The sequence below is a fragment of the Shewanella sp. DC2-4 genome (genome assembly GCF_013248875.1).
GTDB lineage: Bacteria > Pseudomonadota > Gammaproteobacteria > Enterobacterales > Shewanellaceae > Shewanella > Shewanella oncorhynchi.
The window spans coordinates 4,268,834-4,282,955 of the sequence record NZ_JABRVR010000002.1; the positions used below are offsets into that span (position 1 = coordinate 4,268,834).

The 14,122-nt window shown below is 45.5% G+C and carries 13 protein-coding genes; 5 read left to right on the forward strand and 8 right to left on the reverse strand.

Going from position 1 to position 14,122, the window contains the following annotated elements; translation table 11 throughout:
• Positions 1 to 10: 10 nt before the first annotated feature.
• Both HQQ92_RS19395 and HQQ92_RS19400 read left to right on the forward strand, forming a co-directional pair.
• Positions 11 to 595, forward strand: coding sequence for a TlpA disulfide reductase family protein (locus tag HQQ92_RS19395; RefSeq protein WP_105250354.1), 585 nt, complete (start codon positions 11 to 13; stop codon positions 593 to 595).
• 174 nt (positions 596 to 769) lie between these two features.
• Positions 770 to 1,348, forward strand: coding sequence for a nucleoside triphosphate pyrophosphohydrolase family protein (locus HQQ92_RS19400; RefSeq protein ID WP_173247792.1), 579 nt, complete (start codon positions 770 to 772; stop codon positions 1,346 to 1,348).
• Between the two features lie 73 nt (positions 1,349 to 1,421).
• Here the strand turns inward: HQQ92_RS19400 and HQQ92_RS19405 are convergent, their stop codons facing one another.
• Together HQQ92_RS19405 and HQQ92_RS19410 are read right to left on the reverse strand one after the other, a co-directional pair.
• Positions 1,422 to 1,640, reverse strand: coding sequence for a helix-turn-helix transcriptional regulator (locus HQQ92_RS19405; protein WP_063883682.1), 219 nt, complete (start codon positions 1,638 to 1,640; stop codon positions 1,422 to 1,424).
• Positions 1,641 to 1,642: 2 nt separating this feature from the next.
• Complete coding sequence (locus HQQ92_RS19410; protein WP_173247795.1) at positions 1,643 to 2,161, reverse strand: DUF2975 domain-containing protein; 519 nt, start codon at positions 2,159 to 2,161, stop codon at positions 1,643 to 1,645.
• A gap of 158 nt (positions 2,162 to 2,319) precedes the next feature.
• Here HQQ92_RS19410 and HQQ92_RS19415 point away from each other — a divergent pair, with 158 nt between their 5' ends.
• On the forward strand, positions 2,320 to 4,380 hold the full coding sequence (locus HQQ92_RS19415; RefSeq protein WP_173247798.1) for a prolyl oligopeptidase family serine peptidase: 2,061 nt from the start codon (positions 2,320 to 2,322) through the stop codon (positions 4,378 to 4,380).
• A 129-nt stretch (positions 4,381 to 4,509) separates the two neighbouring features.
• A complete protein-coding gene (locus HQQ92_RS19420; RefSeq protein WP_113939223.1) occupies positions 4,510 to 4,797 on the forward strand; it encodes a helix-hairpin-helix domain-containing protein in 288 nt (95 codons plus the stop codon).
• An 11-nt stretch (positions 4,798 to 4,808) separates the two neighbouring features.
• Here HQQ92_RS19420 and HQQ92_RS19425 read toward each other — a convergent pair whose 3' ends face one another.
• The 4 genes from HQQ92_RS19425 to HQQ92_RS19440 all read right to left on the reverse strand — a co-directional run bounded on the left by HQQ92_RS19425 (position 4,809) and on the right by HQQ92_RS19440 (position 8,838).
• A complete protein-coding gene (locus HQQ92_RS19425) occupies positions 4,809 to 5,891 on the reverse strand; it encodes an AI-2E family transporter (protein ID WP_113939224.1) in 1,083 nt (360 codons plus the stop codon).
• A 153-nt stretch (positions 5,892 to 6,044) separates the two neighbouring features.
• A complete protein-coding gene (locus tag HQQ92_RS19430; protein ID WP_173247801.1) occupies positions 6,045 to 7,226 on the reverse strand; it encodes a hypothetical protein in 1,182 nt (393 codons plus the stop codon).
• 132 nt (positions 7,227 to 7,358) lie between these two features.
• Entirely contained in the window at positions 7,359 to 8,408 is a 1,050-nt protein-coding gene (locus HQQ92_RS19435) for a nitronate monooxygenase family protein (protein ID WP_173247804.1), read from the reverse strand.
• 34 nt (positions 8,409 to 8,442) lie between these two features.
• Positions 8,443 to 8,838: a VOC family protein gene (locus tag HQQ92_RS19440; protein WP_173247806.1), complete on the reverse strand. Its 396-nt coding sequence runs from the start codon at positions 8,836 to 8,838 to the stop codon at positions 8,443 to 8,445.
• Between the two features lie 332 nt (positions 8,839 to 9,170).
• On the opposite strand from HQQ92_RS19440, the gene torT reads away from it, so the two are divergent.
• Positions 9,171 to 10,244: a TMAO reductase system periplasmic protein TorT gene (torT, locus tag HQQ92_RS19445; RefSeq protein ID WP_173247808.1), complete on the forward strand. Its 1,074-nt coding sequence runs from the start codon at positions 9,171 to 9,173 to the stop codon at positions 10,242 to 10,244.
• A 6-nt stretch (positions 10,245 to 10,250) separates the two neighbouring features.
• Here the strand turns inward: torT and ubiA are convergent, their stop codons facing one another.
• Both ubiA and uvrD read right to left on the reverse strand, forming a co-directional pair.
• Complete coding sequence (gene ubiA / locus HQQ92_RS19450) at positions 10,251 to 11,111, reverse strand: 4-hydroxybenzoate octaprenyltransferase (RefSeq protein ID WP_168827752.1); 861 nt, start codon at positions 11,109 to 11,111, stop codon at positions 10,251 to 10,253.
• A gap of 138 nt (positions 11,112 to 11,249) precedes the next feature.
• Positions 11,250 to 13,418: a DNA helicase II gene (gene uvrD / locus HQQ92_RS19455; RefSeq protein ID WP_173247810.1), complete on the reverse strand. Its 2,169-nt coding sequence runs from the start codon at positions 13,416 to 13,418 to the stop codon at positions 11,250 to 11,252.
• Positions 13,419 to 14,122 lie beyond the last annotated feature (704 nt).

Genomic DNA, 14,122 nt, shown 5'->3' on the forward strand with positions numbered 1-14,122 from the left:
GGATAACCAGATGAAATTACACTATTTTCCCTTTGTTCTACTCGTGTGTTTGGGTCTGTTTTCTAATAGCAGCTCAGCCCACTCACTAGACAATAAACTCTACAGTACGGGAGAGCCCCTCCCTAAGCCCCTTGTGATGACTGGTTTTATAGAAATGCAGCACGCACGCGGCGTACCAGAAGTTCCCTTTATTGATGAATCAGGACAAACCCAAACCCTAAAACAGCACCAAGGAAAATTGGTTTTAGTTAATCTTTGGGCAACCTGGTGCGCCCCCTGTTTAAGGGAAATTCCAGAACTCCAAAAGCTTAAGCAGCAGTATCAAGGGAAAAATATCGCCATCATTCCAATCTCTATCGATGAAGAATCTAAAGATGTACGCCCTTTTCTTAACCAACATGGCTTTAGCGGCTATGCCACTTGGCTTGACCCGGAGCAAAACATAGAACAAATCATTCCCGCGAATGTCGTACCCGCCAGTTATATTTTTGATGCTAAAGGTAATCTTGTCGGTTTTGTGCGGGGATATCTCGATTGGGCTGATAAAGACGTTGGCCCTTATCTTGATCAACTGATTGCAAAATACGGCCAATAATCACCAAGTAACACAGACTCACAATATATTTCTCCATTCGGTCATCCGCCAAAATTTACCGAAACCCGCTGCCGCCTATTTGGCTGCGGGTATTTTTATCTCTGCCCCATCTTTGTATTCTGCGACGCATTTCTTTAAAATTGCCGCCAAACTCTTTATTTCAAGGCAAATCAGATGAAACTCACCCGCTTAACTCAACCTATTTATGACTACTTATATCGTGATATCAGTGAGTTTCGTAGCACCTTCGACTTGCCCGTTAATGATGTTGATTCTTTAGATGACAAGGCCGACACCTTACATACTTCACTGATTATTGAGGAGTTAACTGAACTTGCCGAAGCCGATAGCCGTATCGAACAGGCCGATGCCATAGTCGATTCTGTATACGTGTTAATGGGCCGTCTAGTGCACTTAGGCGCGCAAGCAATGACGGACAGACTCGAAATCAGTTACCTGATTGACTTGTTGCTTTGCGTGGCTCAAAACCGTGAAATCGACTTTATTAGCTGCTGGGATGAAGTCCACTCGAGCAATATGAGTAAAGTGTGCCGTAACGAGCAAGAACTTGCCGAGACCATTGCCTTCTATGCCAAGCAAGGTGTTGAAATTGTCGGTAGTCAGCAAGGTGATTTCATCATAGCCAAATGCGCTAAAGATGTGGAAATGGCAGGTAAAGTGGTTCGCCAAGGTAAGGTACTAAAATCGGTTTACTACCGCCCAGCGGATCTGACCACACTGGTTAAAGCCTAACCACGGCAGGCCTAGGATAGCACTTAACTAAGTGCGTCCTAGGATGTGTTGAACAAGGCTAAAACGGCAGAACTCAGTCCGATGTATCACTCTTACGATATTCTAAAATATCCCCAGGCTGGCACGACAGGTACTCACAAATACTCGCCAGTGTTTCAAAACGCACGCCTTTCACCTTGCCACGTTTTAGCAGGGATAAATTCGCTTCGGTAATGCCAACCGCTTTGGCAAGCTCCTTAGAACTCACCTTCCGTATCGCCATCATGACGTCTAAATTAACGATAATGTCCAAAATTACACAAACTCTTTGTTTTCTGCCTCAAAATCTCGGGCAGCTTTAAGCAAATAAACAATCAGCAACATCAATAAAATCGTAGTGATATTGCCAAAATCGAGCGCCAAGTCGATACGGGTATCCTCAAAAAGCGACTTGTGATAGTAACCTACGCCTAAGGTTTGCAGTATCTCTATCACTAAGGCGGCAACCTTAAGCCAAACCAACCACAGATAACAATGCATACTTTCGTCGCTAAAAAACAAGCCGTCTTGATAGTAGGCTAATAATTTTTGCAGCCAATAAACACCCAGTAAAAACGTGATAAACAATGGACTTAACATTAACAGCAACAGGGTTTGACTCGCATCAGGCGATACCCATAGCGCTTGTAACAATCCATTATTCGATCCAAAACGTATCTCATCATGGACTAAGTAGCTATAACCCAGATACACCACCACAATCGTAGCGGCTAACAAAATCACCCACCGGAAAAATGCACTGATTTTTATTAACTTTTCTATGTTTTTATTCATCACTCAATCCTAGATTTAATTCAATCCCAGCGCTCTCTAACCTTGGCTAGTATACTCGTTCGGTAAAATATATTGCAAAGAAATATAATTTTATTGTTTTACGATAATTAATTTTCGTATTAACATGATGTCACTTCTAACAACTCAAGGTTACAACAATGCGATTATCCTCCTTCACAAGCCAGTTATGCAGTGCTGCTATTGCCGCTATGCTACTCGCAAGCTGTTCAGCCTCAACCACTGAGCAAAAAGCCAATACGGATAGGCTTAACAGCCAGCAAGCCCAAGTGCCGCTCATTCCCATCGAAGATTTTTTCAATGAGCAAAATATTCACCATTTAAAAATGTCCGCCGACGGTAAATGGTTAGCCTTCACAAAGGAATACCAAGGTGCGAGCAATATTTATGTAATGGCGGATAAAAGCGATCTTGCAAGTGCGACACTCTTAACGCAGTCCATTGAACCCATTAAAGAATTTGAATGGTCATCAAACAGTAACGAACTCTTTTTTATGAAAGATAAAGGGGGGAATGAAAACACCCAAATTTTTAAACTCAGCTTTGAAACTCCCCAAGGCAAAATAGCGCCAAAAGAGCAGCAACTGACGCACAATGACAAGGTGAAATACAGCGTCATGGAACAGCCTAAGGATAACCCTGATCAGCTGGTTGTGATGGCGAACCACGATGAATCGAGTCGGATGGATATCTATTGGCTCAACACCCATGATGGCAAGCTAACGCCTATTTTTGAAAACCACTTAAACTTGGTGCAAATGAAGTTTAATAAACAAGGGCATCCCGTTATTGGCAGTAGCACTAATCTAGATAACAGCTATAGCCTCTACACACTCATTGATGGCACTTGGCGTAAAATAATCCACACAGCTAAGGGTGAAAGCATTGATATCTTAAAAGTAAACGATGCGAAAAAACTCGCCTATATCAGTGCCAACATTGGGGAGCGGGATAAACAACAACTGCTCAAAGTTGATCTTATGACGGGAAAATATGAAACCTTACATAAAGATCCTAACGATGAAGCGGATGTTTATCAGGTATTGTTTAACGATGCTGGTGAACCTTTAGCCATTTCCTATTACGGCGGGCGCTTAAGAACCTATCCACTTGATACTGAGTTTGCTAAGCACTGGGATGTGATCAATAAGCATTTTAATCAAGATGTTGAAATAACCATTACCGAACGTAACGAGAAAAATAATCTCTGGCAGATCAACGTCGCGAGCGATAGGGCATCGAGCTTAGATTACCAATACAATGCCATTAATGGTGATATCCACTTACTCGCGGATATTCCTCCAAGTATACAACCAGAACTGCTATCACCAAGACAATCCCTAGTCTATACCGCAAGGGATGGTGTAAAAATTCAGGCTTATTTGACATTACCAAAGGGAAACCAGCGCAATTTACCCACCATCATTCTGCCCCATGGCGGCCCTTGGGCTCGGGACTACTGGGCGCTAGACTCGGGTTACTTCCATGCGATTGCTCAGTTCTATGCAAATCGTGGTTATGCCGTGTTACAGCCAAACTTTCGCGCATCGACAGGATTTGGCAAACACTTCCTCAACTTAGGCAATAACAATTGGGGCACTGGCAGTATGCAAGATGACCTGACTGATGGTGCAAATTACTTGGTCGAACAAGGGATTGCGGATAAAAATCGCTTGGGGATCTTTGGCGCATCTTACGGTGGTTATGCGGCTTTATCCGGCGCGACTTTTACCCCAGATCTTTACCAAGCCGTGATCGCCTATGTGGGGCCGTCAAGCTTAGTCACGCTAATGGCGTCTTTCCCCGATTACTGGCGCCCCTATTTAGGTCAATGGTTTGAATCAGTGGGAGACCCGTTAATTCCTGAACAAAAACAAGATATGGAGAACCGCTCCCCAATTAATTTTGTCGATAACATAAAAGCACCGCTGATGCTTATCCAAGGAGCGAATGATCCGCGAGTGACTCAAGTTGAATCAGATAATATTGCGAAAAAAATGTACCAAAAATCGTTACCCGTTGAATACTTACTCGCCAAAGATGAAGGTCATGGATTTATCAAACGTGCCAACAAGCTCGCCTCGATAATTGCGACTGAACGTTTCTTTGGTAAGTACTTAGGCGGAAAAGTGGATAATAATGTCAATCCAGCTTTGCTTGAACATCTTAATAGCTTAAATGTTGATATAGAAAAACTGTAACCTTAATAAAGCGTTAGAAGTGCAATACAGATTTTGCCAAGGAAGGCGAAATATCTTAACAGGCTAACGCGGTTAACTGTGGGCCAATAGGCTAATCTATCAAGTATGACTACACCCCAAGAGATAAAAATGAATCCAGCAAAAGTCGTGCGTGCCGAGGTTAAGCAATTGACTGATTTACCAAATATTGGCAAAGCCTGTGCGGCGGATTTACGTTTGCTTGGCATAGATAAGCCTGAGCAGTTGTTAGATAGAAACCCCTACGAGCTGTATCAAACGCTGTGCGACAAAACGGGCCAGAGACACGACCCCTGCATGCTCGATGTGTTTATCTCCATCACTCGTTTTATGGCAGGTGAAGATGCTAAACCTTGGTGGTTTTACACCGATGAGCGCAAAAATACCTTAGAGAAATGAAGCTTTAGCGACTATCTATCTGCCTGTTTATCCAATGGTATCGTTTCGGGCTCTTCCCTTAACCACTCACGCCAAATGGCCACCAGCAGGGCCATCAATACTGGACCAACAAACAAACCGACAAAACCCATGGTTTTTACGCCGCCGATCAGACCGAAAAAAGTCGGTAAGAAAGGCAATTTAATCGGCCCACCGACAAGATTGGGCCGCAGGGTTTTATCAACAATAAACAACTCTATGCTGCCCCAAAGAAACAAACCGACACCCGCCGTCATATCGCCTGTGCCGACAAGATAGAGTGAAATCAAGGTAAACATGGTTGGCGCCCCCCCGGGAACCAAGGCCATAAAGGCGGTTAACACCCCAAAAGCCACGGCCGAAGGTACTCCCGCAATCCAATAGGCAATCCCCAGCACTATGCCCTCACCAATTGCGATAAGCGTCATACCTATCACGGTAGAACTGACTGTTGCAGGCACCACACGGGAAAAACTATGCCAGCGAGCAGGCAGCACTCGCTCACCCACGATATCCAACTGTTTAGCCACTTGCGGACCATCTTTATAGAGGAAAAACAAAGTGATCAGCATAAAAAGTAAGGTCAACAACAACCCTAAAGTATTCCAACCCAATTGCAGCACCCAACGGGAAATGCCACTCAAATTCTGGCCACTAATGGCACTGATAATTTGGCCTAATTCATGGGGTTCACCAATAAACTGCTGCCATTGCAGGGTTAACCATTCGCCCATCCAAGGCAAGTCTTTGATCCACAAGGGCACGGGCGAACCATGTTGGTTAGTAAACACCAACCAATCAACCCAAGTTCTAATCTCTTGTAACGCATAGGAAAATACAAACACCAGCGGAATAATCAGCCCGAGCACAATACAACACAGGGCAATGGTTGCCGCCAACGCCGAGCGACCACCGCATTTTGCCAATAGTTTTTGATAGAGAGGCCAACTTGAAAAACACACAATCAATGCAGCTAAGGCGGGCACTAAAAAATCGATAAAAAAGAATACGCCAGCACACAAGAGCAAAACCAACAAACTACGGCCAATAGCGGCATTACTGAAAATCGGCGTCATAGTGGTACGGCTCCCAAAAACTTAGATGATTAAACAATCGGCTATACGCCACATTGAGCGCGCAAATACACTCTTATAAACGCTAAGCAGACTAACTCAGATTGGTCGATAAATCATCTAATTAGCATGTAATTTCATGGTTATAAATCTATTCTAAGAAACTTTTTTGTAATTTTGGAGTATGCCCAATGCATCAGCTAACACTTGAGGTTCATCCACGACTAAGTTGATCACTGTCAACGACTCAGGCAATTGTCCCATGCCACCATAATAAGTTTGGGGCAGCTTAAAAATCAGCTGCACATTCGCGGTATCACCCCGTCCTATCGTCAAGATTTCTGGTGCATTGATTGCAGTTGAATCACCTACCGATTTCCCCCACCCCATTTGCAGTGGCTGTAAATGAGTCAAAAATGTTCCCAATTTCAGTTCACTTATCTGGGTTAAATCGATCGACATAAAACCCCAGATACCATTATTGATAATGAGCTTACCTTCCCTTTGATACAGGGAGTAATAACGACTGATACGGTAATTGGCAGCAATTAATACCACTGAATACAAGATCAAACCAGAAACGAATACGGCAGCAATATGACTCACATTATCGACTAGTGTGTAACTCACTGTGGCAGCAGCGATTAAACACATTATGATGACTAATGCATGCCAAGGCTGGGCACTGAGCAACTTAAGCGGCGTGATGGATAAAGGGTGGCGACGGGAAAAATAAGGAATAGCGTAATACCAGCTCGCGGGTTCAGTGGCGAGTATTAAACCTAAGGTCAGCTTTTTATCGTCAAGCATTTGATTCTTTGAAAAATCAGTGTTTGATGCACCCTTAATGTTAAATGATCTAAGTTCATTCGCCTCATCACCCTTCTCTTGCTCCACTGTTTCAGCATACTGAGCAATGATCGCTAATCTTGGATCGCCTGAAGCCTTCCTCGCCTGCCACAATCCCTTAATAATACTCACCATCAAGTACAATTCGATGAGCAGCAATATCGCAATAATAGGGAAACGCAGCCAAGCGATAAACTCGAAATACTCTGCAATTTGAGGAGGGTAGCTGAGGCGAGCCATTAGGCTGCTCAAACTTAGAATGACTAATATTTTCCAGCTTTTTTGCGCACCAATTTTGATAATCCAATACCAATAGAGCAGAGGTAACAACATAAAATATAGCGCACTGACGAGTGCCAAGGACAACTGCTCCCTTGTTTGCGTTAACTGTTCTGGCAGTAAATTAAACCCAAGCCAATACACAATAATCATCAAAATGAGAAAATAAATTCGATATTTAGCTGGGCGTCTTAGTCGAAGTTTTAGCATTTAACATCCTTGTCAGTTGATCTAGCCAAGCCTATGCGATAGTGAAAGCCCAAAAAAGTAGCTTGGCTTATCAATAACATAATGGATAAAACCATGAATACAACGCTGGCTTAAAAACGCTCAAAATGAGCATTAGACCATCAAACCTAACGCCAATTGCCTCGTCAGCTCTGCGGCGGGAATCGCCTGACAACCTGTTGCATTTTGGCCGCACCAAAGTGGGCTAAAATCACCAAATCCTTGTTGTTCAGCGGCGCTTCGCAATACTGCGACTGCATTGGAGGCGAGCGGAAAATCCGGTGCTGCATTATTGATGGGGCCAAGCTCTGCCATAAAACGATTCATAATTCCACGGGCGGGTCGACCAGTGAATAAGTTAGTCAGAGCCGTATGCTGCGCTGCCTCACTTTGCAGGGCGGCACGGTGAATATCACTGGTGGTGCATTCGGGACAGAGTAAGTATGCCGTCCCCACTTGCACCGCCGAAGCGCCCATCGCCATAGTGGCGCGCACAGTCTTGGCATCGACTATGCCACCCGCTGCAATAACAGGAATATCAACGGCGGCAATGATTTGCGGCAATAGACTAAAAGTGCCTAATTGCTCGGTTAAATCATCGGATAAAAAATGCCCCCTGTGACCTCCGGCCTCTAAACCCTGCGCAATAATGGCATCCGCACCACGCGCTTCAAGCCATAGGGCTTCTTCTACAGTTGTCGCTGTCGAAATGATTTTTGAACCCCAAGACTTTATCTCCAGCAACAAATCTTCATTCGGTAAGCCAAAATGAAAACTCACCACCTCAGGTTTAAATTTAGCTAACACTTCAGCCTGGGTGCTGGTATATGGCGCGCGTTGTGCCCCCACGGTTTGGCTATCAGAATTGACACCCAACTCAGAAAAATAAGGCGCGAGTTGATTAAGCCATGCGGCTTGTTTCGCTGCTTGCGGTTCAGGTTCGTGATGACAAAAGAAGTTTACATTGATGGGCTTAGTCGTCTGGGTGCGAATATGTGCCAAGGCGGTATCTAAGGCTTCGAGGGATAACATGGCGCAGGGCAAAGATCCCAACGCACCCGCTTGCGACACAGCTATCGCTAAGGCACTGCCCTGAACACCCGCCATCGGCGCTTGAATAATCGGTAATTCGATTCCAAATAATCGGGTTAACTTGCACGGCATACATCACCTCCTTTGACTTGTTATCACTTGATGCTCAATCCTGATATGGCCCCGCGGCTAAACGCTGGGAGATCCACCACAGATTGCCCACGGGATCCCGCACTCCACCTTGGCGATCGCCATAGGGCATATTCGCCACTTCCATCACTAATTCACCCGCAGCGGAGAGTGCCTGAGCTACCGTTTTATCGGCATTTTCCACATATAAATAATAGGATGCGGGCATAGGCGGAAAAGCTTCACTCGCCTCACTCAACATAAATAAACAGTCGCCGATTTGCATCTGTGCATTAGCTATTTTGCCATCAGCCCGACGGGAAATATGTAGCGCTTTAGCATCAAAGGCTTGCTGTAAAAAAACCACTAAACTATCGGCATCAGCGATCATCATATACGGGCTAACCCGTGCAAATCCTGACGGAATAAACATAACGATTCCTTGTTACCTAAGCATGAAATTGATCATAAAAAACCACTATAAGCCAATGACTATAGACTAAGCACTATGGCAAAAACCAGCTGTGGCAATTAAGCCTTAAGCGTGAAATGTAAACTTAAGCATTCAGTGAACAAGTCAAAGCGTAAAGCCTGCTAATGTAAGACGACCCTACAATTTCAACCACTCTGCTGCCCATCATAAAAGTGCCATAACACTTCATGGCACTGGTTATTAAGAATAAATCAGCTTTATTTAGCATCGACTTAGCAACTATGGATCATTCATCTATGCTTAATCTATTGTTAACTTAACATGATGATCCTATGCACTTTACTGCATTCTTCGCTTACTCCCTCAGGATTTGCCTCACCTTAATCCTCTATATTTTCGCCTTTGCAGTGCAGGCAACTTGGTATCCCGCCGATGTGGTTGCTGATGGCAAAAAAACGGCATACACACCACTCACTCAAGCCAAAAAAGCATGGCGGATCTGCGCCTTACTTCCCCATGGTAAAGACCAATATTGGTGGGGCGTCGCCTTTGGGTTATCGCAGGAAGCCGAGCGCCAAGGTGTAACTCTCGGCATTTATGATGCTGGAGGATATGACAATATTGAGCAACAAAAACAACAACTCTATGATTGCCAAGCCCTCAAAGCTCAAGCCTATATTATTGCTGCAAATACGGCTGACGGACTGATTGCGGATATCGAACAACTCTCTGCTGCGGGCATTCCTGTTATTGATTTAGTGAATGGTATCGCGACCGACAAACTCACGAGTCGCTCCTTAGTCAGCTTTGAAGATATGTCTGCGGCAGCGATTGAGTATATTGCATCGCAGCAACGAGACCCTGTCGATAAAGCGCCTGCGAAACTTAAAGTTGCTTGGTTTCCAGGGCCTAAGGACGCCTCTTGGGTTATGGCAGCAGAACAAGGATTTAGGCGGGCGGCAGCCAAACAAGAGTTCGACACAATTGAAGGAGGGTTTGGCACTACGGAGTTATTTATTCAAGCTGATTTAGTGCGAAAAGTGCTTACTAAACAAAGTGTAGATTATGTGATCGCCAATGCAGTTGCCGCCACTTTCGCGGCGCGCTATTTAGACGGGCGTAGGAATAAAACGGGAAAAGTCATCGCATTCTACTCGAATGCACAGACCATAGAATTAGTGCAGAAAAAACAGCTACTCGCGACGGTCAGCGACTCACCAGTATTGCAGGCTCGAATTGCCATCGATCTCGCAATACGCGCACTCGAAGGTGTGCCTTATCCCCACAGAGTGAGCCCAGTTATCAAGGTCATCTCCCAAGACAACATCCACCAGATTGATTTAGAACAAATATTAGCGCCACAGAATCAGTGGATGATCCATCAGGATCTTCCACAACAAAAATGATGCTCACTAAACTAAATAATCGGCGCCCAGCCCAACAAATAATGCGAGTCCAGCCCAATTGTTATTGAGAAACGCTTTAAAACAAGGGGCTCGTTCGCGATCAAAGATCAGCATTTGCTGGTAAGTACTAAAGCCGACAAAAGTCAGTAAACCTAGGCCATAGAGTAAACCACGATCGGCGCTCCAACCGGCGGCGATAAAACAAGCCAGCGCAGCAAGCTGAAATAAACCTATGATTTGGCGGTCATATTTACCGAACAAAATTGCAGTGGATTTAATGCCCACCTTTAAATCATCATCCCTATCGACCATGGCATACATGGTATCGTAGGCGACAGTCCAAAACCAATTGGCCGCAAATAACCACCAAGCCTCGATGGGTACTTCACCCGTCTGCGCGGCGTAAGCCATAGGGATAGACCAACTCCACACCACGCCTAGAAACATCTGCGGCATATTGGTGATGCGTTTAGTGAAGGGATAAATGATAGTGAGGATAATACCAACAACGGATAATTTAACCACTAATCCATTGAGTAATAAGACTAAACCAAAAGCAGATAAACCTAAAACGACGAACAGTATCAAGGCTTCTTTCGTGCTGATTTCGCCACTGGCCAGCGGCCGAGATTTAGTGCGTTCCACAAAAGAGTCGAGATCGCGGTCGGCATAGTCGTTAATAATGCAGCCACAGGCACGCATGATCACCACGCCAATAATAAAGATGATCAATACCTTAAGATCGGGCATACCACCCGCTGCTAACATCAGCGCCATCAAGCATGGCCACATCAGCAATAGCGTACCTATGGGACGGTCGATTCGAGTAAGACGGGAATACACATCCCACTTCTGCTTTAAATTCATTAACTAGGTACTCCCAATACCCTCAAGTTTCCACTCGGTTTCAGGATTAGCATCATATACCCATGCTTCTCCCGATGCGAATTTACGCCCTAAAAGCGTGTCATAAAAAGCTGACATTCATCGCGTTCAGGGCAGGTATTAAAGCGCCTCTAACCGAGCGTAAGCCACCACTAACCACTTGCTGCCAAAGTCAGTAAAGCTGACTTGCACGCGCCCTTGGGCGCCGCTGCCCTCAAAGTTGGTCACTTTACCTTCACCAAATTTAGGGTGATTGACTCGTTGGCCGACGTTAAAACCGGTATCGTTTGTGGCAGCCGATTTTGGGGCGCTAAAACGATTATTCGCCATCGGCGTTGAAACCTGCGCCTTAAGACGGATTTCATCCACATATTGCGGCGGGATCTCTTTGATAAAACGCGACGGCCGAGCGTAATCTTCGCGGCCATAAATGCGCCGCGATTCCGCATAGGTAATGTAGAGTTTTTCCATGGCGCGGGTCATGCCCACATAGCAGAGACGGCGTTCTTCATCGAGTCTATCGCCCTCTTCGAGCGCCATTTTACTCGGGAAGATCCCTTCTTCGACACCCGCCATGAACACCATAGTGAACTCTAGCCCTTTGGCAGAATGCAGTGTCATTAGCTGCACCGCATCGGTAAAGGCATCGGCTTGGCCTTCACCTGCTTCGAGCGCCGCGTGGGATAGGAAACCGTTAAGTTCGCCCATGTCCTCCAGCTCTTCTGGCAGCTCAAAAGTACGTGCCGCCGTGACGAGTTCTTCTAAGTTTTCGATTCTGGCGTGGGCTTTTTCACCCTTTTCGGCTTCATACATGGCCTTAAGGCCCGACGCTTGGATCACTGTATCGGCCATGCGATACAGCACCATATCTTGGGTGTCTTCACGCAGTGTCATGATTAAGTCCATGAAACCACGCACAGAATTTGCTGCGCGACCCGCAAGCACTTTCTCGTCGAGCAAACGCACACTCGCCTGCCACAGGGTTAACTCATGCTGGCGCGCCGTGGAGCGCAAAATATCTAAAGTGCGATCGCCAATGCCACGGGGCGGCGTATTCACTACACGCTCAAACGCCGCATCGTCGTCTTTGTTATTAATCAGCCGTAGGTAACCCATGGCATCTTTAATTTCTTGGCGTTCGAAGAAGCGTAAACCGCCGTAGATGCGATAGGCTAACCCTTTGTGTAATAAGGCTTCTTCCAATACCCGCGACTGAGCGTTAGAACGATATAAAATCGCACAATCACTGAGGTTGCCGCCCTTTTCGTGCCAATCATTAATTCGACCGACAATAAAGCGCGCCTCGTCCATTTCATTAAAGGCGCAATAGAGCGAAATCGGATCGCCATCGGCTTCATCCGTCCACAACTCTTTGCCCATACGTTCTGGGTTATTGGCGATTAAGGCGTTGGACGCTTTAAGGATATTGCCCTTCGAGCGATAGTTTTGCTCGAGGCGAATCGTGGTCGCACTCGGGAAATCTTTTAAGAATCGGTGTAGGTTTTCAACCTGAGCACCGCGCCAACCGTAAATCGATTGGTCGTCATCACCCACTATCATCACATTGGCAGTTTGACCGGCAAGCACGCGGATCCACGCATATTGGATCGCGTTGGTATCTTGGAACTCGTCCACCAAAATATGTTTGAATCTGTCTTGATAATGGGCCAACAAGTGCGGCTTATTGAGCCATAACTCATGGGCACGTAATAGGATTTCGGCAAAATCGACTAAACCAGCGCGGTCACAAGACTCTTGGTAAACCTGATAGATTTTTAGCAGATTCTGCTCAAGCGGAAAACCGCCCGCATCGATATGTTTAGGGCGTAATCCTTGGTCTTTTTTACCATTGATATAACCCTGAGCTTGGCGTGGAGGATATTGTTTCTCATCCAAATTCAAGCTTTTAAGAATACGTTTGATCAAGCGCACTTGATCGTCAGAATCGAGGATTTGGAAACTTTGCGGTAAACCCGCATCTTGGAAGTGAGTGCGCAACAAGCGATGCGCCAAGCCGTGGAAAGTGCCAATCCACATGCGGCCCATATTGGTGCCAGCGACTTTTTCAACTCGCTCGCGCATCTCAGCCGCAGCTTTATTGGTAAACGTCACCGCAAGAATCGAGTAAGGACTCTGCTGTTCAACCTGCATCAGCCACGCAATGCGGTGGGTCAACACCCGAGTTTTACCACTGCCCGCGCCCGCCAACACTAACATGCTAGATTGCGGTGCCGCGACAGCCTCGCGCTGCTTATCATTCAGGCCGTCTAGTAAAGAAGATACGTCCATTCTCGCCTCCAAAAAATCGAGGGGGCATTATAACAGAAGAAAACCCGCCTGCGCGTTTGATCCACTAGACAAGGGCCACAAGACGAATGACAAGTTGCCGCACCTTGCTTTGCGCTTGTGTTGTAATGACGACATTGATTAAGCACTGTCATTCCCACAATGCTTGTGGGCGGGAATCCAGCTTTTCGGTAACAGATCTTTGTTTTTAGGGTAGGAATTGAGCAAATGCAAGGCTGTATTAATTATTCATAAAGAGGGTGTTCATCATTCTGTTTCAGCGATTAAGCACTGTCATTCCAGTGACACGCCATTAACTCATCCCTGAGGGCTCGACGACGGCATCCATGCCGTCAACGGTCACTTCCATGACAGTGCTTAATCCTATTAACCTTTGAGTATCTCTGTCAGCCAAAGATAAAAGGCGAAAAAGCAACTAACCCTTATCTTTGTTCCCGCTTGTATAACTAAATCATAGCGGATTGCAATAACAAGACTGGGGCGGCAATCTCAACAGACATATCTATTGAAGCTTGGATTCCAAAAGTAACCAATATAGTTGCTATTATGGAAAACATGCCTATCCAATCTTTAATTTGTAAACATTAAGCGTCTTGATTAAGGCTAATTGAGTTTTTTGACATTGTTTTTTATTACCTCTAAGTCCTTTTCGGTCATTTCATGAAAAAAATCACTTTTTTTATCCA